Origin of the sequence: Marinobacter sp. NSM (assembly GCF_052380025.1) — a bacterium.
GTDB lineage: Bacteria > Pseudomonadota > Gammaproteobacteria > Pseudomonadales > Oleiphilaceae > Marinobacter.
This window is the reverse complement of record NZ_JBQTCK010000003.1, coordinates 377,231-401,623: the sequence shown is the minus strand read 5'-3', so window position 1 is coordinate 401,623 and position 24,393 is coordinate 377,231. Positions and strand designations below refer to the sequence as shown.

General features: G+C 60.3%; 25 protein-coding genes. 13 read left to right on the top strand and 12 right to left on the bottom strand.

Features of this window, described 5'->3' with window-relative positions; translation table 11 throughout:
* The first annotated feature begins 124 nt into the window (after positions 1 to 124).
* Positions 125 to 1,102, top strand: coding sequence for an META domain-containing protein (locus ACTZWX_RS09515; RefSeq protein ID WP_444713727.1), 978 nt, complete (start codon positions 125 to 127; stop codon positions 1,100 to 1,102).
* Here ACTZWX_RS09515 and ACTZWX_RS09510 read toward each other — a convergent pair.
* Entirely contained in the window at positions 1,075 to 1,716 is a 642-nt protein-coding gene (locus tag ACTZWX_RS09510; protein ID WP_444713726.1) for a substrate-binding periplasmic protein, read from the bottom strand. The genes ACTZWX_RS09515 and ACTZWX_RS09510 overlap by 28 nt on opposite strands.
* A gap of 151 nt (positions 1,717 to 1,867) precedes the next feature.
* Here ACTZWX_RS09510 and ACTZWX_RS09505 point away from each other — a divergent pair, with 151 nt between their 5' ends.
* The 4 genes from ACTZWX_RS09505 to ACTZWX_RS09490 all read left to right on the top strand — a co-directional run bounded on the left by ACTZWX_RS09505 (position 1,868) and on the right by ACTZWX_RS09490 (position 5,018).
* Entirely contained in the window at positions 1,868 to 2,968 is a 1,101-nt protein-coding gene (locus ACTZWX_RS09505; RefSeq protein WP_444713725.1) for a M14 family zinc carboxypeptidase, read from the top strand.
* Between the two features lies 1 nt (position 2,969).
* The gene (locus ACTZWX_RS09500) at positions 2,970 to 3,707 is read left to right on the top strand and encodes an alpha/beta fold hydrolase (RefSeq protein ID WP_072676153.1); all 738 of its coding nucleotides are present in this window, start codon (positions 2,970 to 2,972) and stop codon (positions 3,705 to 3,707) included.
* A gap of 74 nt (positions 3,708 to 3,781) precedes the next feature.
* The gene (locus ACTZWX_RS09495) at positions 3,782 to 4,399 is read left to right on the top strand and encodes a glutathione S-transferase family protein (RefSeq protein ID WP_444713724.1); all 618 of its coding nucleotides are present in this window, start codon (positions 3,782 to 3,784) and stop codon (positions 4,397 to 4,399) included.
* Positions 4,400 to 4,418: 19 nt separating this feature from the next.
* Positions 4,419 to 5,018, top strand: coding sequence for a DUF4202 domain-containing protein (locus ACTZWX_RS09490; protein WP_444713723.1), 600 nt, complete (start codon positions 4,419 to 4,421; stop codon positions 5,016 to 5,018).
* A 19-nt stretch (positions 5,019 to 5,037) separates the two neighbouring features.
* On the opposite strand, the gene soxZ is transcribed toward ACTZWX_RS09490, so the two are convergent.
* Genes soxZ through ACTZWX_RS09470 form a run of 4 tightly spaced genes read right to left on the bottom strand, consistent with a single transcriptional unit; the run spans position 5,038 to position 8,600 of the window.
* Positions 5,038 to 5,814, bottom strand: coding sequence for a thiosulfate oxidation carrier complex protein SoxZ (gene soxZ / locus ACTZWX_RS09485; RefSeq protein WP_444713722.1), 777 nt, complete (start codon positions 5,812 to 5,814; stop codon positions 5,038 to 5,040).
* A 37-nt stretch (positions 5,815 to 5,851) separates the two neighbouring features.
* Positions 5,852 to 6,916, bottom strand: a complete 1,065-nt coding sequence (locus tag ACTZWX_RS09480) for a YeeE/YedE family protein (protein ID WP_444713721.1) — start codon at positions 6,914 to 6,916, stop codon at positions 5,852 to 5,854.
* Positions 6,917 to 6,925: 9 nt separating this feature from the next.
* A complete protein-coding gene (locus tag ACTZWX_RS09475; RefSeq protein ID WP_444713720.1) occupies positions 6,926 to 8,248 on the bottom strand; it encodes an FCSD flavin-binding domain-containing protein in 1,323 nt (440 codons plus the stop codon).
* A gap of 28 nt (positions 8,249 to 8,276) precedes the next feature.
* Positions 8,277 to 8,600, bottom strand: a complete 324-nt coding sequence (locus tag ACTZWX_RS09470) for a c-type cytochrome (RefSeq protein ID WP_058091478.1) — start codon at positions 8,598 to 8,600, stop codon at positions 8,277 to 8,279.
* 224 nt (positions 8,601 to 8,824) lie between these two features.
* On the opposite strand from ACTZWX_RS09470, the gene ACTZWX_RS09465 reads away from it, so the two are divergent.
* The 7 genes from ACTZWX_RS09465 (at position 8,825) to ACTZWX_RS09435 (ending at position 16,267) form a co-directional block, all read left to right on the top strand.
* A complete protein-coding gene (locus ACTZWX_RS09465; protein WP_444713719.1) occupies positions 8,825 to 9,529 on the top strand; it encodes a response regulator transcription factor in 705 nt (234 codons plus the stop codon).
* The gene (locus ACTZWX_RS09460) at positions 9,526 to 10,872 is read left to right on the top strand and encodes a histidine kinase sensor domain-containing protein (RefSeq protein ID WP_444713718.1); all 1,347 of its coding nucleotides are present in this window, start codon (positions 9,526 to 9,528) and stop codon (positions 10,870 to 10,872) included. The genes ACTZWX_RS09465 and ACTZWX_RS09460 overlap by 4 nt, the downstream gene beginning before the upstream one ends.
* Positions 10,873 to 10,960: 88 nt before the next feature.
* The gene (locus ACTZWX_RS09455) at positions 10,961 to 12,934 is read left to right on the top strand and encodes a TonB-dependent receptor domain-containing protein (protein ID WP_444713717.1); all 1,974 of its coding nucleotides are present in this window, start codon (positions 10,961 to 10,963) and stop codon (positions 12,932 to 12,934) included.
* A gap of 8 nt (positions 12,935 to 12,942) precedes the next feature.
* Positions 12,943 to 14,091: an ABC transporter substrate-binding protein gene (locus ACTZWX_RS09450; protein ID WP_444713716.1), complete on the top strand. Its 1,149-nt coding sequence runs from the start codon at positions 12,943 to 12,945 to the stop codon at positions 14,089 to 14,091.
* Complete coding sequence (locus tag ACTZWX_RS09445; protein ID WP_444713715.1) at positions 14,088 to 15,182, top strand: FecCD family ABC transporter permease; 1,095 nt, start codon at positions 14,088 to 14,090, stop codon at positions 15,180 to 15,182. Before ACTZWX_RS09450 ends, ACTZWX_RS09445 begins: the two co-directional genes overlap by 4 nt.
* On the top strand, positions 15,179 to 15,964 hold the full coding sequence (locus ACTZWX_RS09440) for an ABC transporter ATP-binding protein (protein WP_152439235.1): 786 nt from the start codon (positions 15,179 to 15,181) through the stop codon (positions 15,962 to 15,964). The genes ACTZWX_RS09445 and ACTZWX_RS09440 overlap by 4 nt, the downstream gene beginning before the upstream one ends.
* Before the next feature lie 24 nt (positions 15,965 to 15,988).
* Entirely contained in the window at positions 15,989 to 16,267 is a 279-nt protein-coding gene (locus tag ACTZWX_RS09435) for a DUF2218 domain-containing protein (RefSeq protein ID WP_444713714.1), read from the top strand.
* Here the strand turns inward: ACTZWX_RS09435 and ACTZWX_RS09430 are convergent.
* The 7 genes from ACTZWX_RS09430 to rpe all read right to left on the bottom strand — a co-directional run bounded on the left by ACTZWX_RS09430 (position 16,264) and on the right by rpe (position 23,371).
* Positions 16,264 to 17,631 carry an MATE family efflux transporter gene (locus ACTZWX_RS09430; RefSeq protein ID WP_444713713.1) on the bottom strand — a complete coding sequence of 456 codons (1,368 nt, stop codon included), beginning with the start codon at positions 17,629 to 17,631 and terminating at the stop codon, positions 16,264 to 16,266. The genes ACTZWX_RS09435 and ACTZWX_RS09430 overlap by 4 nt on opposite strands.
* 27 nt (positions 17,632 to 17,658) lie before the next feature.
* Positions 17,659 to 18,471, bottom strand: a complete 813-nt coding sequence (gene trpC / locus ACTZWX_RS09425; protein WP_444713712.1) for an indole-3-glycerol phosphate synthase TrpC — start codon at positions 18,469 to 18,471, stop codon at positions 17,659 to 17,661.
* Positions 18,472 to 18,635: 164 nt separating this feature from the next.
* Positions 18,636 to 19,664, bottom strand: coding sequence for an anthranilate phosphoribosyltransferase (gene trpD, locus ACTZWX_RS09420; protein WP_444713711.1), 1,029 nt, complete (start codon positions 19,662 to 19,664; stop codon positions 18,636 to 18,638).
* A 15-nt stretch (positions 19,665 to 19,679) separates the two neighbouring features.
* On the bottom strand, positions 19,680 to 20,258 hold the full coding sequence (locus ACTZWX_RS09415; protein WP_444713710.1) for an aminodeoxychorismate/anthranilate synthase component II: 579 nt from the start codon (positions 20,256 to 20,258) through the stop codon (positions 19,680 to 19,682).
* Positions 20,259 to 20,274: 16 nt separating this feature from the next.
* The gene (gene trpE / locus ACTZWX_RS09410) at positions 20,275 to 21,762 is read right to left on the bottom strand and encodes an anthranilate synthase component I (RefSeq protein WP_444713709.1); all 1,488 of its coding nucleotides are present in this window, start codon (positions 21,760 to 21,762) and stop codon (positions 20,275 to 20,277) included.
* 236 nt (positions 21,763 to 21,998) lie between these two features.
* Complete coding sequence (locus tag ACTZWX_RS09405; protein WP_444713708.1) at positions 21,999 to 22,688, bottom strand: phosphoglycolate phosphatase; 690 nt, start codon at positions 22,686 to 22,688, stop codon at positions 21,999 to 22,001.
* A complete protein-coding gene (gene rpe, locus ACTZWX_RS09400) occupies positions 22,685 to 23,371 on the bottom strand; it encodes a ribulose-phosphate 3-epimerase (RefSeq protein ID WP_072676164.1) in 687 nt (228 codons plus the stop codon). Before rpe ends, ACTZWX_RS09405 begins: the two co-directional genes overlap by 4 nt.
* Positions 23,372 to 23,466: 95 nt before the next feature.
* Between rpe and ACTZWX_RS09395 the strand changes: the two genes are divergently transcribed.
* Positions 23,467 to 24,390, top strand: a complete 924-nt coding sequence (locus tag ACTZWX_RS09395) for a DUF3530 family protein (protein WP_444713707.1) — start codon at positions 23,467 to 23,469, stop codon at positions 24,388 to 24,390.
* Positions 24,391 to 24,393 lie beyond the last annotated feature (3 nt).

Genomic DNA, 24,393 nt, shown 5'->3' with positions numbered 1-24,393 from the left:
TTGTCTGAGACACGTCGAAGGTTGTTTTCCGGGATGCAAGGTTCCCGTGTCCGCAATGATGGTTAATCGGGCCGGGAATCTCTAAACTGGCGACCTGTAGTGTGGAACAACAGAGGATGTGTTCATGTTTTTGCGACGAGTATTGCCGTTGTCCGTCGTGGCGCTGACGGGCCTCACCCTGGCAGCCTGTGCCTCCCATCCACAAACCGAGGGCTTGTCCGATTTTGGCCAATATCGCTGCGGTCAGCTGGATGTTCGGATGACCAGCTCCGAAGGCAGTGACCTGGTGGGGCTGGAATACCTGAACAAGCGGGTACTTCTGAAGCCGGCAGTGGCTGCCTCCGGTGCGCTCTACAAGGCGCCGGGCGACCCGGATACCAGTTTCTGGGGCAAGGGAGAGCGGGGCACACTGACATTGCGCGGACAGGTCTATCCCGAGTGCCTGGAGCCGGGAGCGATCGAAAGTTCGTTTCGTGCCATCGGTACCGAGCCATTCTGGTCGGTGCAGATTGAGCAGAACCAGATGACCCTGAGCCGTCCATACGATCAGCAGCTCAGCGAGCAGATCGTGCTGAATGAAACATTGGCCAACCGGCACGGGCGAACCTACGAGGCACGGTTCGACAGTCAGGTACTGGAATTCCGTATAGCCCACCAGCTGTGCGAGGACGATATGGCCGGGGCCCAGTATCCGGCGCAGGTTCGGTTGACCCTGGACGGTGAAACCTTCATGGGCTGCGGTGGTGACCGGGAACGTTTGTTCCGCGGTGCAGAATGGGTTGTTGAGGACCTTGCCGGCAGCGGGATCATCGACCGGTCTCGGATCACGATCGAGTTTCTTGACGAAGGGCGGGTTGCTGGCCGGGCCTCCTGTAACCGCTATTCCGGTGGTTTCCGGCTGACCGGAGAAGGCCTGAGCTTTACGCAGCCGGCCACCACGCTGATGGCCTGCGCGCCGGCATTGATGAACCAGGAGCAGCGGTTTCTCGACCTGATGTCAGAGGTGGTCGATGGCCGAATTGGCCGCCATGGCGAGCTGCTGTTGCGGACGGCGTCCGGTGACACTATTACCGCTTATAAATCCGGGTCAGAGAGCCTGTAAGCCGACAGGATGGCGGCGAGCCTGCCATTGGCCGTCAGCCGGGCCAGGCCAGACAGAATCCAGATCCGCTCGGAATCATCCGTGTATTCGCTGATGTACTGATCAAGTTCCGGAGAGTAGGCGTACCCGTTAATCACCAGTAAGGTCTTGCCCTGCAGGGAGTCAATGCCGTCATACTCCCATTGACTTTGCGGGTGGGTATATAGCGTAATGCGGGCTTCGCCAAGGCTGGTCTCGGGGAAGATGAAGTCCGGAGCATCGCCCTTCAGTGCGCCAACCACTCCGTCAATTAATTGCTCCCGCGCCAGCTGCAGCGAGCGTGCCCAGCCGAAATTCTGGTAATCGAATTCGTAGCCCGCCTCCGCGAAGATCTCCCTGGCAATATCCACCATGTAGCCCTCTTGCAGCGCGCCTGCCAGGCAGTTGTGGGGGCACCATGGGTCCGCGGCGAGTATCACGCGCCGAATGGCGGCACCGGCGGCTGTCGCCTGCTTGGGAGCGGCACTGGAAAGGTCGGCCTGGTTCGGAGCGTCGGTTTCTGGTGAACCCGTTGGCGCCTGGTCAGAACAGGCCGATAGCAGGAAAAACGCAGAGAGCAACAGGGTTCTGAACATGAAAGGTTAAACCGCCATCAGTATCGGGGCAGATACCTTAATCATATCGCTTCCTGAATAGTTTGTATTGCATATTTGGGGCTGTAACGCTGTCAATCTATTGCAGCATTTTGGAGGTAGACTCCGGGGCTCAGCGACCAGAGATTGCACCATGACCGAACTACGGGCCCTGACTCCCCACAGCGTCATTCCGGCTGAACAGGCCAGCCGGGATCGCCATCAAAAACGACTGCTCAGAACCTTTCTGCCGGAGCTGGTGCAACTGGAGCGACAGTTGGCTGAAGCACCGGATTTCGTCAGTACCCAGGTGGCTGGCCGAGTGGTTGTTGGCCCCATGGGGTTGCCGATCTATCGGGTGGATCTTGGCACGCCCGCGACGGATGTGCCGGTGGTGTTTATTGTGGGCGGGGTGCATGGGCTGGAACGTATTGGCAGCCAGGTGGTGATGGCCTGGCTGGATTCCCTGTTGGCCCGCCTGGGTTGGGACCAGCATCTCAACGCCCTGCTTGAGAAAGTCCACATTACCCTGTTGCCGATCCTGAACCCCGGTGGCATGTATCTGAACCAGCGCAGCAATCCCAGCGGAGTGGATCTGATGCGCAACGCGCCCATTACCGCGCAGGACGGCAGTGCCTTTTTACTGGGCGGCCAGCAATGGTCATCTCGGTTACCCTGGTATCGGGGCCGGCCAGAGCAGGGGATGGAGGTGGAAAATCAGGCGCTGGAAGCAGTGATTCAGGACCTGTTGCCAAACCGACCGTTCAGCCTGGCACTGGATTGCCATTCCGGTTTTGGCTGGCAGGACCAGATCTGGTTTCCTTATGCTTATCGCCGCCGCCCGATGCGACGTATTGATTCGGTTATGGCGCTTAAACTGATCTGGGAGCAGGCCTACCCCAATCACAACTACCGGTTTGAGCCCCAGTCTGCCCACTACCTGACCCATGGCGATCTGTGGGACTATTTCTACAAACAGGTCAACCGGGAAAACAGCGGCGTATTTCTGCCCCTGACCCTGGAAATGGGGTCCTGGCGTTGGATACGCAAACGCCCACGGCAACTGTTCCGGCTGGATGGATTTTTCAACCCGCTGGTGCCACACCGGCATCAGCGCGTACTGCGTAGCCATCTGACCTGGATGGATTTTCTGATCAGTGCGGCGGCCAGTCACCAGAACTGGTTGCCCATCGGTGAGCAGCAGTCCATGCTGAGAGAAGCGGCCATCATGCACTGGTACAGGGATACCCGATGATATGCACTGGATACTGCTCAGGGGTTTGACGCGCGAACACGGTCACTGGGGCCCCTTTGCCGAGCAATTGCGAGCGGCGATGCCGGACGACCATGTGCATCTGGTGGATCTGCCTGGTACCGGTATTCACTATCGGGATGACAGCCCCGGGACCATTGCCGGTATCCGGCAGAAGGTACTTGAGCAGGTTGGCCACATCCCGCGCCCGTTCTCCATCGTGGCGTTATCCATGGGCGGGATGGTGGCGCTGGACTGGGCGCAACACGCTGAGTGCGGTGAATTGCAACATCTGGTTCTGATCAACACCAGTTCAGGCTTTAGCCCACCCTGGCGACGGATGCGGCCCGGTACCTGGCCAAGGGTGCTTCGGCTGCTGGCCAGGCGCGAGTTGTTTCATCGTGAACGGGATATACTGAAACTGACCTCCAACCGCGAGGTACCGTTGGCTCTCTGCAAATCCTGGTACAGCATTCAGCGCCAGCGTCCGGTGTCGTTCCAAACCACGGTCCGGCAGTTGACTGCCGCCGCTCGTTACAAACCTGGAGCCAAGGCACCGATGGCGGACGCCTTGCTGTTAGCCAGCAAAGGGGACCGGATTGTGCACTGGCAGTGCAGTGCGGAGCTGGAAAAGCGCTGGTGTTGGACCCTGAAAGTGCATCCGGATGCGGGTCACGACCTGCCCCTGGACGAGCCAGCCTGGGTTATCCGGCAGATTCGGGAATGGTTGCCGGGCCAGTAGCAGTTGCTTGACGCAACCGTTTTTTCCGTTCACTCTCAAGGCCTTGATGTCAGATCAACGGAGCCAATAACAATATGAAAATCTTTGAGACCAAGTCTGCCCCCAATCCTCGTCGCGTACGCGTGTTTATGGCGGAAAAGGGCCTTCTGGACAAGGCCGAGTTTGTACAGGTGGATATCGAAAAAGGCGAGAACCTGACACCGGAATACGTAGCCCGCAACCCGATGAAGAAAGTGCCGGTCATGGAATTGGACGATGGCACCTGCATTGCGGAAACCATGGCCATCTGCCGTTACTTCGAAGAAGCCTACCCGGACACGCCCAAACTGCTGGGGGAAACCCCGGTCGAAAAAGCGCTGGTGGAGCAGTGGCTGCGCTGGCTGGAATTCTATTTCTTCATGCCCACCGGCATGTGCTTCCAGCATACCACCGGATACTTCAAGGACCGGATGAACCCGATCAAAGAGTGGGGAGAGGAATGCGGGAAGGGTGTTGAGAAATTCATGCACTTCCTGGATAAGCACCTGGAAGGCAACGAGTACATCTGCTGCGACCGCTTTACCGCCGCCGACATCAATGCCTTCACCACCATCGCCTTTGCCCGGGTGGTGAATATCCGCATCAAGCCGGAACAGGCCAACCTGCAAGCCTGGTATGACCGGATCAAGGCCCGGCCCTCCGCCCAGGTATGAACCAACAATAAAGGTAATCATGAGCCAGAAACTGGATTGCACCCTGAGCGCCATTGATCAAGCCAACCTGGCCGATCCGAATCGGGAGTTGGTAGAGGGAGAAACACTGCCCAGGGAATATGCCTACAGCCTGCATATGACCCGCTGGTTGTTTGAGCTGGAACCGGCGCCTTCCGAGCGCATGCAGATTGCCTGCCGGGCCCAGCATATTGAACGCTGGACCATGCCCCGTAGTGATTACGGGGAGGGGCGGCAAAACTATTACCAGTGGCGCCAGGCCTGTGGCCGCATGCATGGCCGGCGGGCGGCGGAGATTATGGCCCAGTGTGGCTACCCGCCGGAGGAATGCGAGCGGGTGGAGCTGATTCTCACCAAGCGCAAGCTGCGGGAGGATGAAGACACCCAGTTGCTGGAAGATGTCGCTTGCATGGTGTTTCTGGAACGTTACTTCGCCGACTTTTTCGACGAGAAACCCGATTACGACAAAGAGAAGTGGCTGCGCATTGTGCGCCGAACTTGGGGCAAGATGACCCCTCGTGGCCACGAGGCGGCGCTGAAGCTGGCCGGCAATCTGCCAGGCCATCTTCAGGAATTACTGCAGGAGGCCTTGGCGGAATAAAGCTGGTTGTGGAGGCGGTTCAGAACCTGACCGGCTGGCTCGCTTCCATCTGTTCACCCTTCTGATCCTGCCAGACCAGCTTCAGCTCGCCTTCCACTTCCGGCGTCAGCTGGAACTGCAGGTAGGGGTTGGCAGAGGTGCCCGTGAAAAAGCGGGCGGTCAGTACCGGCCCGTCGTTCAGGGTGGCAGTCAGCGATTCAACCAGCTGTTGTTCAATGCTGTTATCAGCCTGGCCGTCCGGCCGCAGGCCAGTTTCCATAGGATGATTGATCAGCGAACGCACGGTCACCGGCTGGCCCTGGCGTACACTGCCGGCCAGTGCCAGGCGCGGGGTCGCCATGGCCATGGCAGACGCATCACCGCCGCCCACCAGACAGCCACTGACCGTCACTCTTACATCCCGGGTTGTCAGAAAGACGCGATCCTGGTTGGTGATGGCCAGGGCCACCACCTGCTGGGTTTCGCTGAGGCGAATCCGGGTGGCAATGTTGGCGGGTGAAGCCAGCGGGCCCAGGGTAATATCGGCTACCTCTGGGCGTGGATTGCCGGGGGCAAACAGGCGGATCTTTTTGATGTGTTCGCCATCTTCCAGGCTGCCGGTAAACGACACGGACAACGCAACGCTGCTGCCGTCTTCCGCCACCAGGGGAAGCTCAAGGCTCAGGCCTTCCAGTTCAGGTACCCGGTTGTCGAGTGCCTGGGTCACGGCTTCTACCCTTTGCCAACGCTGATCGGCGTTGGCGGTACCCATAACGAACATCAGGGCAAGAGCGGCGAGCAGGGAACGGGATATCATGACTACCTCGAATTGATCAGAACCATTGGCCGTGCGCTTAGCGGCTGGCAGCACCGCCGCCACTGAAACGAAGCGCCAGGCGTGAGCCTGCTACTATACCGGCAAGGGCAAGAAAACTGGAAATTGCCAGAGTGGAAAAACCACTGAGTCCCTGGCCCAGTGTGCAGCCTACCGACATGATGCCGCCCACGCCCATCAGGAAACCACCGACAATGGCACGGCCATTGTGGCCCGGGCTGGTGAAGCTTTGCCAGGCAAACTCCCGGGTGAGCAGCGACACCAGAAGACTACCGACTACGATACCCGCTACCACGGTAACCCCGAAGCGCAGTGATGTGCCGGTGGAGAGCATCAGGTACTGAAGGCTGTCGCCCACCGGTGCGACAAAGGTGAGAGACGCCAGCCGAACCGGGTCAAAATCGTCTGCGCCCAGTACCCCGGTGATCCACCAGCCTGCAGCCACCAGAAGCCCGATCAGCAGCCCGCCAAGCCAGTCCCGCGGCGAGGTTCGGAATGCCTGGGAAGACAGTGCCCAGGCAATCAATGCCAGAGACAGAGCACCGGACAGAACCAGGCGACCGGTAGCGGTGTCGAGCCCCAGGGGCGTCGTCAGCAGGGTCAGATCGGTGGCCGGGAGGGTTGGGCGGTAAAGATCTTCCATCCATAACCTGAATTCAGCCAGCACGCCAGACATGGTCATATAGGCAGCAATGCCAAGAACCAGCAACACCAGTAACGAGCGCAGATTGCCAGTGCCCAGCAACACCAGCGAGCGGGCGCCACAGGCGTTGGCCAGGGCCATGCCATAGCCAAACAGCAGGCCGCCAATAAGCAGGGCGGCCACTGGTAAACTGGTGGGGTGGTAGGGGGTTCGGGTGAGGTTGATGCCTGCCTGCCAGGCCAGCCACTGGCTGCTGACCAGCGCGACCGCCATGGCGAGGGCGAAGGCCCTGAGCCGGCGGCTGTCGTTCTGCTGCCAGCGATTATACAGGCCCCGCAGCAGACAGAATCGGCTCCACTGGGCGATCATGCCGTATGCCGCGCCGAGCAGGGCGCCGGCCCAGAGCACGGCGCTCAGGTGGTTTGCAAACAGGTTACCCATCGTCCCGGCCTAGCGGCGTGTGCCCCAAGTGTCCTGAGTGATGGCGCTGTACCAGCCCGACGCGTAATCGGCTTCCAGTTTGCGGAAGGTTGCATTGGCATCGCTGGGGCTGACACCGCCGGAGGACTCGTGAATCAGGCCTTCCTGAATCCGGTACACCGCAGCCACGGAAATGCCGTATTCCGGGTTGATCAGGCTGTAACAGGTGTTGGCCCAGGACGGCTCCAGCGGCCGCTGCCCTTCCAGGGCGGCAATAATGGCCGCCGCGGCCACCTTGCCCTGGGCGTTGGCGGCAAAGCCGGACTTCGGCATCGGAGCGGCAATGGTGGCGTCGCCCACCACGTAGATGTCTTTTACCTGGGTGGACTCGAAAGTAACCGGGTCTACCGGCACCCAGCCGGATTCATTGGTCACGCCCGCCCGGTCAGCAATAAAGCCGGCCTTCTGGGGCGGCACCACGTTCAGCACCGAGGCTTTGTGAATGGTGCCAAACTCGGTTTCCACTTCCCGCTTGCCGGCATCAACGCGAGTTACCTTGCCGTCGCCAGACAGCCCGACCCACTCAATTCGGTCGCCGTGCACGTCTTTCCAGCCCTGCATGAACAGGCCCTGCTTGGAGAAGTTGTCCTTGGCATCCAGGATCAGCACCTTTGAGCGCGGTTTGTGCTGGCTCAGGTAATGGGCCACCAGGCTGGCCCGTTCATAGGGCCCGGGCGGGCACCGGAACGGATTGGCGGGCGCCGTCAAAACGAACACCCCGCCGTCGTCCATGGCTTCGATCTGGCGGCGCAGGAGTCGGGTCTGGTCGCCGGCCTTCCAGGCATGGGGCGCCTGTTCTGCCGCGGCCTGGTCATAACCTTCGATGGCGTTCCAGCGAATATCAATGCCCGGAGACAACAGCAGTTTCTCATAACGGATGCTGCTGCCATCGCCAAGGCTGACCGTGCGGGACACCGGGTCAACGTCCTGGGCCGTGGTGTGAACGACCCGGACACCCAGCTCACGCAGCTCGTTGTAGTTGTGGCTGATGCTGTCCATGGTGCGCATGCCCGCCAGTACCAGGTTCGAGAACGGGCAGGTGTAGAACACCTTGTTGGGTTCAATCAGAGTGACGTCCAGATCCGGTGCGTTGCGCTTCAGGTACTTGGCGGCGATGGCGCCACCAAAGCCGCCGCCAACCACCACAACCCTTGCCGACAGGTCTTTACGGCTTGGCCCGCCAAGGCTGCTGCAGGCGCCCAGCAGAGGCAGGGCAGAGGCCGCGCCCATCAACTTGAGCAGATCACGACGGGACGAGTTCAGGCCCTGATTCTTGATGTTTGATTTGGTCATGGTCTCGATTCTTCTGTCGTGGTGATAATCAGCGCTGCTGGGCGGAGCCGATGCGCGAGAAATACTGGGCCAGGGCTTTCAGTTCGTCATCGGAATAGCCCTTGGCAATCCGCGGCATGACGGTGGCCCGGGTGGAGTCACTGTGCTTGAACTCCATCAACTGGTTTTCAAGCGCTGTGGCGGGCCGGTTGGCGATTGCCGGGATAACACCGGCCAGCTTGCCATCGGTCCCGTGGCAGTTGGCGCATGACGCGGCGAGCAGCGCGGTTTGCGCGGCATTTGCCTGGTCGTCAGCCAGCGCCGGCAAGGCCGGCAGCAGCAAGGCAAAGGTCAGAGCGAATCTTGTCTTCATGGAGTGGTCTGCCCGGATTAACTGGATGATAGAACAGCTAATTTACTGGGCCAGACCTTGGGTAGGCCAATAATATGGGGGTATATGATATTCGCTTTGGTTATTAGAATTCCTGGTTATTTCGGGTTCCTGGGAATAAGTCTCAACGTTGGCAGTCGCGTGATTGATAAATGATAATCAACTGCATATGATAAGGTGAATTGATAAGTTAAGGTTGCCCGGTAATGTCCTCTGGTACCCAGTCCCGCCCAAGAATCCTGATTGTTGAAGACGACCAGACCCTGAGCGATCAGCTATCAGGGCTGCTGACCAGCAAGGGGTATCAGGTTCAACAGTGCTTTGAGGGCGACCAGGCCCTGCTTGACGGGCTCAGCCTGCGGCTGGACCTGATCCTGCTGGATGTGTTGTTGCCCAGGATGAACGGGTTTGATGTCCTGGAGCGCCTGCGAAAGACCCGCCAGACGCCGGTCATGATGTTGACCGCCTGTGGCGCCGAGGAGGAGCGTATCCTGGGTTACCAACAGGGTGCGGACGATTATCTGCCCAAGCCGTTCAGCTTTACCGAATTGCTGCTCAGGATCGAAGCACTGCTCCGGCGCACCCTCAAGGCAGGCGACCAGCGTGCCGACCCCACGGAACTGTTGGTTGGTAATCTGACGCTCAATCGCGCAAGTCTGTCGGTGGTTTGCAACGGCGAGGCAATTTGCCTGACGCCCATCCAGTTTCGACTGCTTTGGATGCTGGTCCTGCACCAGTCGGAGACTCTCAGCAAACCCTACCTGTACCAGGTGGTGCTGGAAAAGGAGTTCAGCCGTTATGACCGGAGTCTGGATATGCATTTGAGCCGGGTGCGCCGCAAGCTGGTTGAGGCCGGCATGGCGGCTGACCGCCTGCAGACTGTCCATGGCCGGGGGTACTGTTTTCTGTGAACCGAAAACTCTGGTGGCGCCTTTGCGGCACCCTGGCCCTGGGTACGCTGGTGCTGGTCTGGGTGATCTCCTTTCTGGGGGACACCACCGAGCAGCAGATGAGCTTTATCGCCAAGCACCATCAGGACACTCTGAAGCAATGGGGGCGAACGGCCGAGCGACTATACCTATCCGGCGATGAACAGGCGCTGGCAGACTGGCTGGAAAACCTTCAGGTGCAGGAGGATACCTGGGCGGCGGTGGTGCGGTCGTCGGTGCAGCCGCTGGCTGGAAGTGAGTTGTCCGGGCAGTTTATGGAAGGCTTTCGTCTTGGCCGGAACGTAGAGTGGAAAATCCATCTCTACTTCGCGGACAACCCGATCATGGACATGACCTTTGCCGATGGCCACACCCATTTTCTGATTACCCTGCCGCAACGGATGCGCCCGGGCACCTACCTGCCGGAGATGAAGCTGTTCCTGAAAGTGGCCTTGCCGTTGGTGGTGCTGTTGGTGCTGTCGCTGGTCATTTACCGGCATGTGATGAATCCCATCCGTCAATTGGAACTGGCTACCCGTCAGTTCAGTGAAGGTAACCTGGGAACCCGGGTGCGTGCCCTTCTGGGTAATCGTAATGATGAACTCACCGCTCTGGCGGATACCTTTGACCGCATGGCGGAGCGTATTGGCGATCTGATCCTGTCCCAGCGCCGTCTGATTGCTGACCTCTCTCACGAGTTGCGAACCCCGTTGACCCGGATCGATATGGCCGTCAGTTGCGTTGAGGAAGGCATTGATACTCACCATTTCCTGCCGCGTATCCGGCGGGAGTGTGATCTGATGCGGGCGTTGGTGGAAGATACCCTGACGCTGGCCTGGCTCGAGAACGAACAGCCGGACCTGGGCAACGAAGACCTGAACCTGACCGACCTTGTGGACACCATCGTTGAGGATGCCCGTTACGAGAACTCCAGCCGCAGGATTGTGGCCGAATTGCCCGATCAGGCCATGCTGGCGGGAAGCAGTCACCGGGCCATAGCCCAGGCGGTTGAGAATGTCGTGCGTAATGCCTGTCACTACACACCGGCGGAGGGCTGTATCCGGATCGTGCTGGAGCCCCAGGACAACGGATACCGGCTGTCGGTCAGCGACCAGGGTCCGGGCGTACCGGCCGAGCAGCTTGATCTGATCTTCAAGCCATTCTTTCGGGCCTCCCGCACCGGTCAGTCCGGGCCAGGCGGGCATGGACTGGGGCTATCCCTGGCTCGTCGTCAGGTTGAGGCCATTGGTGGCTGGATTCAGGCTCGGAATCGGCCCGGCCGGGGACTTCAAATGGATCTGTGGTTTCCTGCGTCACGTTTGTAACAAATGTAAAAGTCGTTCACTTCCTCGATTTTCTAATCAAGAATGCGCCCCAAATAGGAATCATTTTCAGTATTGGAGCGCAGTACCCATGGCAAATCTAGGAACTGAATCCCGAGTGGGTGGTTTTCGTCGCAAAGCCTTGTGGCTTGCCCTGGCCGCATCCCCCCTGGCCCATGCAGACCCGGTGTCCCTTGAGCCGATACAGGTGACCGCTGAGCGGGAAGCTGCCAGCGATATCGTCATTGACCGGCAGAACCTGGATCGTTACCAGGCGGATGATCTGAACGACGTGTTTGCCGGCCGCCCGGATGTCAATGTGGGTGGTTCGAACAGCATTGCCCAGAAAGTCTATGTGCGCGGCTTTGAAGATCTCCTGCTGAACGTGTCAGTGGATGGCGCCACCCAGGCCGGGGCGCTGTTTCATCACTCCGGCCGTCTGTCGGTGGAACCTGAGCTGCTCAAACAGGTTGAGGTCAACGCCGGGGCCGGTCGGGCCACGGATGGCGCCGGTGCCCTGGGTGGTTCAATCCGTTTCGTGACCCGGGATCCGGAAGACCTGTTGCGACCGGGAGAAAACGCTGGTGCCCTGGTCAAGCTGGGTTCTTTCTCCAACACCGACGGCTACAAGGCAAGCGGCACAGCCTTTGGCCGGCTGAGCGATAACTGGAGCACCCTGGTGTCTGTCAGCCAGAGTGATCACGAGCCCTTCAAGGATGGGAACGGTGAGCGTGTTGCCGGCAGCGATGCCCGTCAACAGCTTGGCTTTGCCAAACTGGTGGGCCAGTTGCCGGCCGATCAGACCCTGAAACTCAGTCACGAAGTCCGCACCGACAAGGGAGAACGGCCCCAGCGCCCACAGTGGATCGTCAGTGGTTTCAATCGCCTGTACGACCTTGATGGCCGCCGGGATACCACCACTCTGAATTACGGATTCGCACCCTCCGGCAATGCCCTGGTGGATCTGGAAGCAACCGTTTACCACACCGAGTCCGACATCGAGCAGAACGTTGAGGACCGCTGGGGTCGCTACTTCGGGTTCAGCAAGAACACCGGCGGTGACCTCCGCAATACCAGCCGTTTCGGTGAGCACAGCCTCACCTACGGTGTGGACTACCGGGAAGACAAGGTCAACGCCGGCTACGAGGACGACAAGAAAGCCGAACAGCAGACCGGTGAAGTGCTGGGTATCTACCTCCAGGGTGATGTATGGCTCACCAGCCGTCTGCTGTTCAGTGCCGGTGCCCGCTATGATGACTACCGGCTCAAGGACAACAATGACCAGCGCTTCAGTGAGGACGAGGTCAGTCCGAGCGCCAACCTGGCCTGGGAGGTGGTCGACGGTTTGACGCTGAAGGCCGGCTATGCCGAGGCATTTCGTGGGCCCACCACCCAGGACTCCTTCAAACTGGAAGGCTCGGAAAACGATCCCGACCTGAAGGGGGAAAAGGCCCGTAATACCGAAGTCGGTTTCGATTACCGCTATGACCGCTTCCGCCTGTCTGCGGAGGTGTACCGTTCCGAGATCAAGGATGCGATTGCCGACCCGCTGCTGCCTTTCCGGGAGTCCATCTACAAGAACATTGGTGACCTGGAGTCTGATGGCTACCTGATTTCAACCGGTTACCAGTGGCAGGCGCTGTCTGCCGGGCTCAGTTTCCACAGCAACGATGCCGAAGTGGATGGCCAGCCGTTGACCGTTTACGAGCATAACCTGCTTGGCAACACCATGGGCGACACCTGGATTGCTGATCTGGCCTACCGCTGGGACCGCAACCTGGAGTTCGGCTGGCAGGGCCGGTTCGTCAAGGGTATTGATGGCCTGGAAACCTCTGTGGGTACCATCGACAAGCCCGGCTACGGCGTACACGACGTGTTTGTCCACTGGCTGCCCACCGGCAGTGAAAACCTGAGACTGACCCTCACGGTCAAGAACGTCGGTGACAAGCAGTACCTGGATCACGCCAGTAACGCCGATTACCAGCATATCGAAGACTACGAAGGCATTGTCGGTATGCCCGAACCCGGTCGTGATATTCGCCTTGGCCTGGCCATGCGGTTCTGAGGTTGCTGATGGCATTGTCACCGTTTGTCGCCGCCCTGCTGGGCGGCGTTCTTCTGATCCAGGCTGGTGTGGTCCAGGCGGCGAGAACCGTCACGGACCTGGCCGACCGGCAGGTGTCCATCCCCGAGTCCGTGAACCGGGTGATACTGGGTGAGAGCCGCTATATACCGGCGCTGGCCATTCTGGACGGCGATGCAACGATTGATCGCCTGGCTGGCATATTGCCGGATTTTGAACAGACCGACCCTGGAGGTTATGCCCAGTACCTGAAACGCTTTCCCGCATTGGCGGAGGTGCCCAAGGTGGGGCATGCATCTGCCGACAGTTTCAGTCTGGAATCGGTGCTGGCCATCGGGGCCGACCTGGCCATCTTCAGCCTGGAGGGCCATGGTCCCGGCGCCCACAACAGGGCGTTGATTGAGCGCCTTGAGCGGGCGGGCGTGGCGGTCGTGTTTGTCGATTTCCGACAGCAGCCCCTGGTCAATACACCCCGAAGTATGGCACTGCTGGGAGATGTGCTTGGCCGAGAGCAGGAGGCGCAGAGGTTCAACCGTTTCTACCGGGAGGAGCTTGCACGGGTCAGTGAGGTGGTATCTGACATCCCTCTGGACAACCGGCCCAGGGTGTTTCTCCACAGCCGGTTAGGCCTGCATGACAGCTGCTGCGAAACCATGGTCCGTGGAATGATGGGGCGCTTCATTGACGCCGCGGGCGGGCGCAATGTGGCGGCAGACCGAGTCCCCGGGGTTTCCGGTGTGATGAATCTGGAGTATCTGCTCAGTGACCCTCCCGATCGCTATCTGGCCACGGCCATTGGTTCGCGCAATTACCAGGTGTCCGACGCGGATCAGCCCTATGTGATGCTGGGGGCAGGTGTTGATGGGCCGATGGCCCGCGAGTCGTTCCGCCGAGCGACGGACCGGCCCGGGCTTCGGGCCCTGGAGCCAATCCGGGAGCAGCGGGCCATGGCGATCTGGCATCACTTCTACAACACACCGATGAACGTGGTAGCGGTTCAGGCGCTGGCTCGCTGGCTGCACCCGGAGGCGCTGTCTGAACTGGACCCGGGGCAAACCCTGGAAACCTTTTACCGGGAGTTTCAACCAGTGCCCCTGGATGGCCGTTACTGGATCACGCTTGGCGAGGAAACGCTATGACGTCGCCGAGTGCAGGCGCTGCCGCCAACCGGACAGGCACGCCGGCGGATGGCGGGCTGGCGAGCCAGTACCGCCGTTTTGTGTTCCGGCGGGTACTGTGTCTGGCCAGTCTGGTGACTGCGGCGGTGGCTGCTTTGCTGGTGGACATTGCCTCGGGGCCGGCCATGCTGGGTTTGCTGGACGTGATTCGCGGGCTGCTGAATCCTGAAAGCCTTAATGCCGGCACCCTGGTGATCATTCAGGACATCCGGCTGCCCTATGCGTTGATGGCGGTGGTGGTAGGCGCCTGCCTGGGCCTGGCCGGCGCCGAGATGCAGACCGTACTGAACAACCCCCTGGCCAGCCCGTTTACCCTGGGCGTCGGCGCGGCTGCCACCCTGGGGGCGTCGCTGGTTATCGCCTTCAATGTTTCGGTATTGGGGCTGGCGGCCCATGCGCTGTTGCCGCTGTCGGCTTTTGTGTTTGCTGCGGCCGCCTCGTTACTGGTTCTGGTACTGTCACGTAGCCTGGGCGCTTCGGTGCATGCGGTGGTGCTGTTCGGTATTGCCCTGTTATTCGGTATCAACGCGGTGGTCGGCCTGATCCAGTTCATGGCCGACGCCGAGTCGGTCCAGCAGATTGTGTTCTGGACCATGGGCAGCCTGGCCAGGGCCAGTCTGGACAAAGTGGCTATCGTGGCCCTGGTGCTGGCGGTGTGCCTGCCGTTTTCACTTCGTAATGCCTGGGCCATGACCCTGCTGTGCAGTGGTGAAGAGCAGGCCCGCAGTCTGGGCATCCGGGTGGAGCGCATGCGCCTGGTGGTGCTGATGCGGGTTAGCCTGTTGACGGCGGCGGCCATGTGTTTCGTTGGCGAAATCGGGTTTATCGGCCTGGTGGCACCCCACATTGCCCGCTTGATGCTGGGGGAAGATCACCGTTTCCTGCTGCCGGGCAGCGCCCTGGCCGGGGCCGTCCTGCTGTCGTTGTCATCCATCGCCAGCAAGCTGCTGGTGCCGGGAGTGGTATTGCCTGTGGGTATTGTGACCGCCCTGGTGGGTATCCCGCTGTTCATCACCCTGATCATTGGCCGCAGCAGGAGGGCCGCGTTGTGACCCTGAAGCTGCAATCCGTGACCGCCGGCTACCGGAATCGATCCGTCTTCACCGGACTTACCCTGCCCGAGATACCCGCGGGCTCACTGGTGGCCGTGGTTGGCCCTAATGCCGTGGGTAAGTCCACGCTGCTGAAATCCATTGCCGGCCTGCTGCCGATTGCCGGCACCATGACCTTTGCTGGGGAAAACCTGGCGGCGATTACCGCCCACCAGCGCATTCGTCGTGTCGGCTACCTGCCCCAACCACTGCCCCAGGCCATTCCCCTGGTGGCCTACGAAACTGTATTCAGCGCCTGCCGCTCTGCTCGCGGCGACTGGTCCCGGGAAGAGACCGAGCTGGCGATTGAAGAGATCTTCGACACCCTGGGTATCCGGCAACTGGCGCTTCGGCGGCTGTCGGAAATGTCTGGTGGTCAGCGCCAGATGGTAGGGCTGGCCCAGGTTCTGGTGCGCCAGACGCCATTGATGCTGCTGGATGAGCCCACCAGCGCTTTGGATCTGCACTGGCAGCTCAACGTGCTCAACGCAGTGCGTGACGCCACCAGCCGGACCGGCTCGATTGCCCTGGTGGCCAGCCATGATCTCAATCTGGCCCTGCGCTATTGCGACCAGGTTCTGGTGTTGTCTCCCGGCGGCCAGGCCGTGCTGGGTTCACCGGCACAGGTACTGACGCCGGAGCTGCTGGCCAAAACCTATGGTATCGAAGCCCGAATCGAACAATGCTCTCGTGGACACCCCATCGTGCTGGCGGATCGTCCGCTATCTGCCAGTGTTAACTGACCCACTGATGTCGAGGAATCTGCCATGCCAACCATGAATGCCCAAGTGGCCACCACCGATCCCGGTCGCCTGATCAATCGCCTGTGCAAACACTTTCGCCACAAGATTGAGGCTGAGTGGACCGGGACCGATGGCAGGCTGACTTTCTCCATCGGTGAATGCCGGCTCGAAGCAGCAGACGGTAAGTTGCTTATGCGGTGCCAGTCACCCACCGAGACGGAGCTGGAGGAGCTGGGCCAGGTGGTAGCTTCCCACCTCATCCGCTTTGCCGGCGATGAGGTGGATGAGGTTCACTGGAATTAGACGGACGACGGGATCAGTTTTGTCGGACGGAAGCGCAAAAACAGCGCCATGGCCAGCCCGAACGTGAGCCATTCGGCAAGGGGTAGTGCCACCAGCAGCGGCCACTGTGGCGCGAACTGGGCAATGCCTATCAGCAACAGCGCAGGAAGAATCAGGCTTCGGGAAAAGGCCACCAGGGCGGAGTGGAAGGGTTTGTGCATGGCGGTCAGGTAAACCGACAACAGCACGTTAATACCGTTGACCAGGAATAACGGTAAGAGGATAGTCAGGAACCGGTCGGCCAGTTCGGCGGTGGCGGGGTCTGCGGCGGTGTCGAGAAACAGCCGGACCACCTGGTTTCCGAACAGCCAGACCGTGACCACCAGCGCCAGTGCCAGGCTCAGGATGACGGTTGCCCCACAGCCCATGAAGCGATGGATACGCTCGGCGTTGCCGGCCCCCAGGTTGTGGCTGATCAGCACATGCATGGCATCTGAAATGCCGTAGAACACCATCAGGCTCAGGAAAATCAGATAGTTCACGACGGTGAAAGCGGCTACCCCGGCCACACCCTGAGTGGTCATCAGCAGCCAGTTGATCAGCAGCATGACCAGCCCCACCGACAGCTCGTTGATCCACTCTGAAATGCCATTGGCAAATGCCTGGGGCACTTCCCGCCAGTGTTTTTGATAAAGCCCGAAGCGCAGCTTGCGCTCCGGCTTGAGAAAATAACGGGCCAGAACGCCGAACTGCAGCACCTGGGCCAGGCCAGTTGCGATGGCGGCGCCACGCAAACCGTAATCCAGATAGCCCACCAACAGGGCGTCCAACAGGATATTGGCGGCGGCTCCGGTTACCAGGGCCGTGGTTGCCAGCCCGGGAAAACCGTCCACCCGCACGAAGTAATACAACACCATGGTGACAAGCTGAGCCACCAGCACCCAGATGATCACCAGAAAATACTCGGACATCAGCGGGTAAATGTCCGGGGAGGCGCCGAGCACACGATAGATCCCATCATGGAACAACAGCCCCGCCAGCGCCCCGGTCAGGGCCAGGGCCAGAGTAGCCATCAGGCACTTGCTGAAGATGGCAGATGCGGCGTCGGTCCTGCCTTCGCCCAGATAGCGGCCAGCCCGAACTGTACCACCAATGGCCAGGGCCAGCGCCATGCCGAATAGCAGGGTAAACCAGGGAATCAGCAGATTCAGGGCCGCCAGGGCATCTGCGCCAGCGAAGTTGCCAATGAAGATGCCGTCAACAATGTTGGCGGTGGTCAGTGCCAGTAACCCCGCCACGGAAGGCAGGGCATAGCGGAAAAAAACCGGCCAGAAGGGGCCGGTCAGTATCGGGTTGTCGGAGTCCTTGCCGGTCTCTGCGTCCATACTTGCCTCACCCGTTTATCCTGTGAATCAGCCAAACAGCTCCTGCAGTTTCTCACCTGGGTCTGGCGCGCGCATGAAAGACTCACCCACCAGAAATCCGTAAATGCCCCGGCTGGTCATGGCCTCAACATCTGAACGGGTCATGATCCCGCTCTCGGTAATGGTCAGTCGGTTTTCGGCAATCCGATGGTGCAGTTCAAAGGTGGTGTCCAGCGACACCTCAAAGTTGTGCAGATTGCGGTTGTTGATGCCTACCAGCGGCGTGCTCAGGGTAAGCGCATCGTCCAGTTCCTCGCCATCATGCACCTCCACCAGCACATCCAGGCCAATCTCATGGGCGATGCCTTCCAGGTCCTGCATCTGGTCTTTGGTCAGACAGGCGGCAATCAGAAGAATGCAGTCGGCGCCAATGGCCCGGCTTTCATACACCTGATAGGGCGCCACCATGAAGTCCTTGCGGATCACCGGCAGGCTGCAGGCCGCGCGGGCGGCTTTCAGGTAGTCTTCGTGGCCCTGGAAGAAATCTCTGTCAGTTAGCACTGACAAGCAGGTCGCACCGCCTTGTTCGTAGCTCTCGGCAATGCGTTCGGGTTCAAACGGATCACGCAGGATGCCTTTGCTGGGAGAGGCCTTCTTGATTTCAGCGATCACGGCAGGCTTCTGAGCTTCAATGCGAGTCCGCAGGGCGTTGGCAAATCCACGTGCCGGGGCTTGGTCGCCGGCCATGGCCTTGAGGTCCGCAATCGAAACCTTGGGCTTACGCTCATCAATTTCTTCCCATTTCCGGTCAACGATCTTGCGAAGAATGGTGGGAGTCTTATCCAAATGTCTGTCAGTCATAGCAGGCCCGTATTAAGTATGCGAGACCGGTTGCGGGGAGGCTTTCCAAAACTCTCTGTAGCCAGGGATGGCTACAGCGAAGCCCTACAGGGATGTACTTGTGGGCGTGTTTTGGAAAGCCTCCCCGCAGCCGGTCGCCCAGCAGCAAAGTTAAAGGCGCGTGATCAAAAGCACTGAGAAAAATCAGCCAGCTCCGACATCTTGCCAGCCGCCAAACCGGAACCCATGGCATCCAGTGCCATATCGACGCCTTCTTTGGTCGTCTTGGCCAGGCCGGCGACATAGATGGCCGCGCCGGCGTTCAGCGCGATCATGTCGCGGGCTTTTTCGGTGGTTTCGTCGTGGTTGCGACCGAAAGCGGCCTTGATCAGTGCCAGTGACTCATCAGCGCCATCCACCGACAGGCCCACCAGCGACCGGCTCTTGATGCCCAGGTCTTCCGGGGTCAGGTCGTATTCGGTGATTTCGCCATCTTTCAGTTCCGCCACATGGGTGACGGTGGCCAGGCTGATTTCATCCAGGCCGTCTTTCGAACAGACCACCATGATGTGTTCGGCGCCCAGACGCTGCAGCACTTCCGCCATGGGCCGGCACAGTTCCCTGGTGAATACGCCAATCAGCTGACGGGTCACGCCGGCCGGGTTGGTCATGGGGCCAAGAATATTGAAGATGGTCCGGCAACCCAGTTCCCGGCGTGGGCCAATGGCGTGTTTCATGGCGCCGTGATGGGCCGGGGCAAACATGAAGCCAACACCGATCTGCTCGACACAGCGGGCGACTTCTTCCGGCTTCATGTTCAGGTTGATACCGGCTTTCTCGATCAGGTCGGCACTGCCGCTCTTCGAGGACACACCCCGGTTGCCGTGCTTGGCGACATAACCGCCGGCAGCCGCCACCACAAACGAGGCGGCGGAGGATACGTTGAACAGGTTGGCGCCGTCGCCACCGGTGCCGACGATATCCACCAAAGGCTCGGCGTTAACCGTCACGCCGGTGGCCAGTTCGCGCATGACTTCGGTGGCGCCGGTGATCTCCTCTATGGTTTCGCTCTTCAAGCGCAGGCCCATCAGGAAGGCGCCGATCTGGGCGTCGGTGGCCTCGCCATTCATCACGATGCGCATCACATCCTTCATCTCGTCCCGGGACAGGTCCAGGTTGGAGGCAATGCGGTTCAGGGCTTGTTTCATGTCCATGGGGTCGGCCTCTTGTTATGTTCTCAGGAAGTTGCGCAGCAGTTCGTGGCCCTGCTCGGTCATGATCGACTCAGGGTGGAACTGCACACCTTCAATGGGCAGGGTCTTGTGGCGCACGCCCATGATTTCCTCTATGGAACCGTCTTCGTTGCGGGTCCAGGCGGTGACTTCCAGGCAATCGGGCAGGGTGTCCTTGTCGATCACCAGGCTGTGGTAACGGGTAGCCTGCAAGGGATTGTTCAGGCCCCGGAACACGCCTATATCATTGTGGTACACCGCCGATACTTTGCCATGCATCACCCGCCCGGCGCGGATGATATCGCCGCCGTACACCTGGCCGATGGACTGGTGGCCCAGGCAGATGCCCAGGATCGGCAGTTTGCCGGCGAAGTGGCGAATGGCGTCCATGGAGATGCCTGCCTCGTTGGGCGTGCAGGGGCCCGGGGAAATCACCAGCCGCTCAGGATTCAGGGCTTCGATCTGCTCAATGGTGATTTCGTCGTTCCGGTATACCTGCACGTCTGCACCCAGCTCCGCCAGGTACTGCACCACGTTGTAGGTGAAGGAATCGTAGTTATCGATCATCAGCAACATAATCTGTTCCTCCGCCTCAATGGTCGTAGTCGTTGTAGGTCATGGCCACGGCACGGAAAATCGCGCGGCCTTTGTTCATGGTTTCTTTCCATTCGAGGCGGGGAATGGAGTCTGCCACCACGCCGGCGCCGGCCTGGATGTGCAGGGTGTTGTCCTTGATCACTGCAGTGCGGATAGCGATGGCGGTGTCCATGTTGCCGTTGAACGACAGGTAGCCTACGGCGCCGCCGTACACGCCACGCTTCACCGGTTCCAGTTCGTCGATGATTTCCATGGCGCGGATTTTCGGGGCGCCGCTGAGGGTGCCGGCGGGCAGGGTGGCGCGCAGCACGTCCAGGCAACTGGTGCCCTGTTTCAGGCGGCCGGTGACATTGGAGACAATGTGCATGACGTGGGAATAGCGCTCCACAATCATCTTGTCGGTCAGCTTCACGGTGCCGGTTTCCGATACCCGGCCGGCGTCGTTGCGGCCCAGGTCGATCAGCATCAGGTGCTCGGCGATCTCTTTCGGGTCGGCCAGCAGCTCTTTTTCCAGGGCCTTGTCCTCGGCATCGGTGGCGCCGCGTTTGCGGGTGCCGGCAATGGGCCGCACGGTGACTTCCTCGTCTTCCACCCGGGCCAGGATTTCCGGAGACGAGCCGACAATGTGGAAGTCTTCCAGATCCAGGAAATACATGTACGGCGATGGGTTGAGCACGCGCAGCGAACGGTACAGGTTCAGCGGCGGTGCCTCGAACGGGATCGACATGCGCTGGGAGATGACGGTCTGCATCACGTCGCCGTCCAGAACGTAGCCCTTGATCTTGTCCACCGCCGCTTCGAATTTGTCCTGGCTGAAGCCGGAGATAAAGTCGCTTTCGTCCACCACCTTGCCGCGCAGATGTTCCGGGGTGCGGGGTGCGTTGGCGGTCTGGCGGTGCAGCTGGCTTTCCAGTTCGTCGATGCGGGCCTGTGCTGTCTGGTAGGCACCGTCAATTGACGAGTCCGCGTGCACAATCAGGTGCAGCTTGCCGCGCAGGTTGTCGAACACCACGATTTCATTGGAGACCATCAGCAGAATGTCCGGAGTACCGATCTTGTCGGGCGGGCAACTGTTGCGCAGGCGCTTTTCGATGTAGCGCACGGTGTCGTAGCCGAAATAGCCCACCAGGCCACCGTTGAACCGGGGCAGCTCGGGCAGATCCGGGGCGTTGAATCGCTTCTGGTAGTCGTCCACGAAAGCCAGGGGATCGTCCACCTCGGCCTGCTCGACCATTTCGCCGTTGCGGCTGACCTCAATGCGGTGGTCGAAGACTTTCAGCACTTCCTGGCTGGGCAGGCCAATGATGGAATAACGGCCCCATTTCTCGCCACCCTGCACCGATTCAAACAGGTAGGAGTATGGCCCGCTGGCCAGTTTCAGATAGGTGCTGAGGGGAGTGTCGAGATCCGCCAGAACTTCGCGGTACACAGGGATGCGATTATAGCCGGCGTTAGCGAGCTCGTGGAATTGCTCGGGTGTCATGGTTCGGTTTCCTGAAATCTGATCTGCGTTTTGTCAGAACGGTGTTACACCGTTGTGACCGGTGGTGCGGGCAAACAGGCATGCGCCATCAGCCCCGTGGCTTGCTCAGCCGGTGCGCCATCGCCACCATCGTGTTGCGCGGGTTGTCAGGATGCCTCGCGCTGCAGTCAGATTCAGTCCCTGCACGGCAGGAATCTCCCGAATGGATGTGTTCAAAGTAAAACTTCCTTGCGAGATTACAAAAGCTCGGCCAGCGAATCAACAACAGCATCTGCGCCGAGACTGTCAACGGAGCCGCCAAAGTTATAGCCATACCTTACCGCGACACAGGGAATACCTGCTGCCAGGGCTGCATTGACGTCTGCTTTGGAGTCCCCGACCATCACCGTGGTGCCCCGGGTGCCGCCCAGTTTTTCCATGGCGTGCAGCAAGGGCGCCGGGTCCGGTTTTTTCACTGGCAGGGTATCGCCACCGACCGAGAGTTCGAACCATTGAGCCAGCCCGGTTTTTTCCAGCAGGGGCTGAACAAACTGGTCTGGTTTGTTGGTGACCACGGCCATCCGGCAGCCCAGTTGCTTCAGGTGTTCCAGGCAGTCATGAACGCCGGGAAATACCACGGAATGCTGGCCATTCATCTGGCCATAGGCGTGATAGAAAATGGCCAGGGCGTCTTTGAACAGCGCGTCGTCTTTGGCGGTGGCGGGTTCCCAATCGGTTTTTCCGGCCAGGGCCCGGCGCACCAGAACCTGGGCGCCGTTGCCAACCCAGTTGCGAACCTTGTCCAGGCCTGCCGGGCTGCGCCCCAGGTGCTCCAGCATCTGGTCCACGGCGGCGGCCAGATCCGGTGCACTGTCCACCAGCGTGCCGTCCAGATCAAACAGGGCCACGCCTGGCCAGCGGGCGTTGAACAGACCTTTCAGGCTCATCCGCCAATCACCTTGCGGGCCTGCTCGAGTTCCTCGCGCATGGCGTCGATGGTGGCTTTGTAGTCCGGGGTGTTGAATATGGCTGAGCCGGCCACGAAGGTGTCGGCGCCGGCTTCGGCGATTTCCCGGATGTTGTCGGTCTTCACGCCGCCGTCGATTTCCAGGCGAATGTTGTAGTTGCTGGCATCAATCTTCTTGCGGGCTTCCTTGAGCTTGTCGAGGGTGCCGGGGATGAACTTCTGGCCACCGAAGCCCGGGTTCACCGACATCAGCAGCACCATGTCGAGCTTGTCCATCACGTAATCCATGTGGCTCAGGGGCGTGGCGGGGTTGAACACCAGTCCGGCCTTGCAGCCGCCGTCGCGGATCAGTTGCAGGGAGCGGTCTACGTGGTTGCTGGCTTCCGGGTGGAAGGTGATGTAGCTGGCACCGGCGTCAATGAACATGCGGATCAGGTCATCCACCGGGGAGACCATCAGGTGCACGTCGATGGGTGCAGTCACACCGTGCTTGCGCAGGGCCTCGCACACCATGGGGCCGATGGTCAGGTTGGGGACATAGTGATTGTCCATCACATCAAAGTGAACCACGTCGGCACCAGCGGCCAGTACGTTGTCGACTTCCTCGCCCAGGCGGGCGAAATCAGCGGAGAGAATGGATGGGGCAATCAGGTAAGGGTTCATCAAAGGCTCTCTTGATCAGGTGAGTTATCGGCGGCACAGGAACCCTGCTAGTCTATCAGTTTGCCAGGCATTTTCGCAGCGCGAGGTAAGCGGTTTTGATCACAGGTGGAGCAGGTATTGGGGTTCTCTGGTTGCTGTTGGCCGGGCTGGCATTGACGGTATCGGCCCAGGAGAGCGAGCCGGAACCGGGTCAGGGCACACAACAGGCTATGGAAAGCAGGGCGACGGCGGTGACCGGCCTGGGCGAGTGGTCGTTGGCCCGGATGTTTCCTGAGCGGGCGGTGTGGCTGGATCTGGATGACGAGACCCGGGCACTGGCGCTGTTCCAGCCAGAGCTGAAAACACCGGCACGTGGCGCTCTGATTGTGCTGGCAGACGAAGGGCAGACCGCGGCTGAAGGTCTGGCAGGCGGGCTTCTTGATACCCTGGCGGAGCGTGGCGTGGCAGTGATGACACTGGGGCTTCGGCCGCCTCCGGAAAGTGTGGTTCGGCGCCGACAACAACGGCTGGTGCCAGAACCTCGGGAGCCAGCTCCGCCTGAGGATGACCAGCTGCAATCCTCGGTGATGATTGACGTGGCTGAGGAAGAAGCCCTGGAGGAGCTGATGTCAGACTACCGCAACTCTATCCGCGAGCTGCTGGATGCCGCCGCTGGCGAGCTGGAGCGGCGCGGATACGAGCGCCCGGCGGTGTCGGGTATTGGCTGGTCGGCCGATTATGTGACGGCCTGGGCACTGGGCCAGGGGGCGTTGTCCGGGGTGATCTGGCTGGCGCCGCGTTTCTCAGCTGAAAGGCAGTCAGATTTGCCGGGTATGTTGGCGGCAGACAGGCCGTGGCGGGTTCTCGACCTGCACGCCATGGATGACGCCGGCCGGCATCCGGCGGTTGCGCGGGCGGCTGCCCTGGCGCGGGAGCAGGTCAGTGGTTATCGGCGCCAACCCATGGCATTGTCAAACCCACCACAACGGGCCGATGCGGAGCGGGTGGCCAGCCGGATTCAGGCCTGGATGAATCGATGACCG

Bases quoted from the DNA above. Each gene is read 5' to 3' on its own strand.
- trpE (WP_444713709.1), bottom strand. From the start codon at position 21,762: ATGACACCCGAGCAATTCCACGAGCTCGCTAACGCCGGCTATAATCGC.
- ACTZWX_RS09480 (WP_444713721.1), bottom strand. From the start codon at position 6,916: ATGGGTAACCTGTTTGCAAACCACCTGAGCGCCGTGCTCTGGGCCGGC.
- trpC (WP_444713712.1), bottom strand. From the start codon at position 18,471: ATGACTGACAGACATTTGGATAAGACTCCCACCATTCTTCGCAAGATC.
- ACTZWX_RS09465 (WP_444713719.1), top strand. From the start codon at position 8,825: ATGTCCTCTGGTACCCAGTCCCGCCCAAGAATCCTGATTGTTGAAGAC.
- ACTZWX_RS09415 (WP_444713710.1), bottom strand. From the start codon at position 20,258: ATGTTGCTGATGATCGATAACTACGATTCCTTCACCTACAACGTGGTG.
- ACTZWX_RS09455 (WP_444713717.1), top strand. From the start codon at position 10,961: ATGGCAAATCTAGGAACTGAATCCCGAGTGGGTGGTTTTCGTCGCAAA.
- ACTZWX_RS09450 (WP_444713716.1), top strand. From the start codon at position 12,943: ATGGCATTGTCACCGTTTGTCGCCGCCCTGCTGGGCGGCGTTCTTCTG.
- ACTZWX_RS09445 (WP_444713715.1), top strand. From the start codon at position 14,088: ATGACGTCGCCGAGTGCAGGCGCTGCCGCCAACCGGACAGGCACGCCG.
- ACTZWX_RS09470 (WP_058091478.1), bottom strand. From the start codon at position 8,600: ATGAAGACAAGATTCGCTCTGACCTTTGCCTTGCTGCTGCCGGCCTTG.
- trpD (WP_444713711.1), bottom strand. From the start codon at position 19,664: ATGGACATGAAACAAGCCCTGAACCGCATTGCCTCCAACCTGGACCTG.
- ACTZWX_RS09515 (WP_444713727.1), top strand. From the start codon at position 125: ATGTTTTTGCGACGAGTATTGCCGTTGTCCGTCGTGGCGCTGACGGGC.
- ACTZWX_RS09510 (WP_444713726.1), bottom strand. From the start codon at position 1,716: ATGTTCAGAACCCTGTTGCTCTCTGCGTTTTTCCTGCTATCGGCCTGT.
- ACTZWX_RS09435 (WP_444713714.1), top strand. From the start codon at position 15,989: ATGCCAACCATGAATGCCCAAGTGGCCACCACCGATCCCGGTCGCCTG.
- ACTZWX_RS09430 (WP_444713713.1), bottom strand. From the start codon at position 17,631: ATGGACGCAGAGACCGGCAAGGACTCCGACAACCCGATACTGACCGGC.
- ACTZWX_RS09500 (WP_072676153.1), top strand. From the start codon at position 2,970: ATGCACTGGATACTGCTCAGGGGTTTGACGCGCGAACACGGTCACTGG.
- rpe (WP_072676164.1), bottom strand. From the start codon at position 23,371: ATGAACCCTTACCTGATTGCCCCATCCATTCTCTCCGCTGATTTCGCC.
- ACTZWX_RS09475 (WP_444713720.1), bottom strand. From the start codon at position 8,248: ATGACCAAATCAAACATCAAGAATCAGGGCCTGAACTCGTCCCGTCGT.
- ACTZWX_RS09505 (WP_444713725.1), top strand. From the start codon at position 1,868: ATGACCGAACTACGGGCCCTGACTCCCCACAGCGTCATTCCGGCTGAA.
- ACTZWX_RS09405 (WP_444713708.1), bottom strand. From the start codon at position 22,688: ATGAGCCTGAAAGGTCTGTTCAACGCCCGCTGGCCAGGCGTGGCCCTG.
- ACTZWX_RS09490 (WP_444713723.1), top strand. From the start codon at position 4,419: ATGAGCCAGAAACTGGATTGCACCCTGAGCGCCATTGATCAAGCCAAC.
- ACTZWX_RS09495 (WP_444713724.1), top strand. From the start codon at position 3,782: ATGAAAATCTTTGAGACCAAGTCTGCCCCCAATCCTCGTCGCGTACGC.
- soxZ (WP_444713722.1), bottom strand. From the start codon at position 5,814: ATGATATCCCGTTCCCTGCTCGCCGCTCTTGCCCTGATGTTCGTTATG.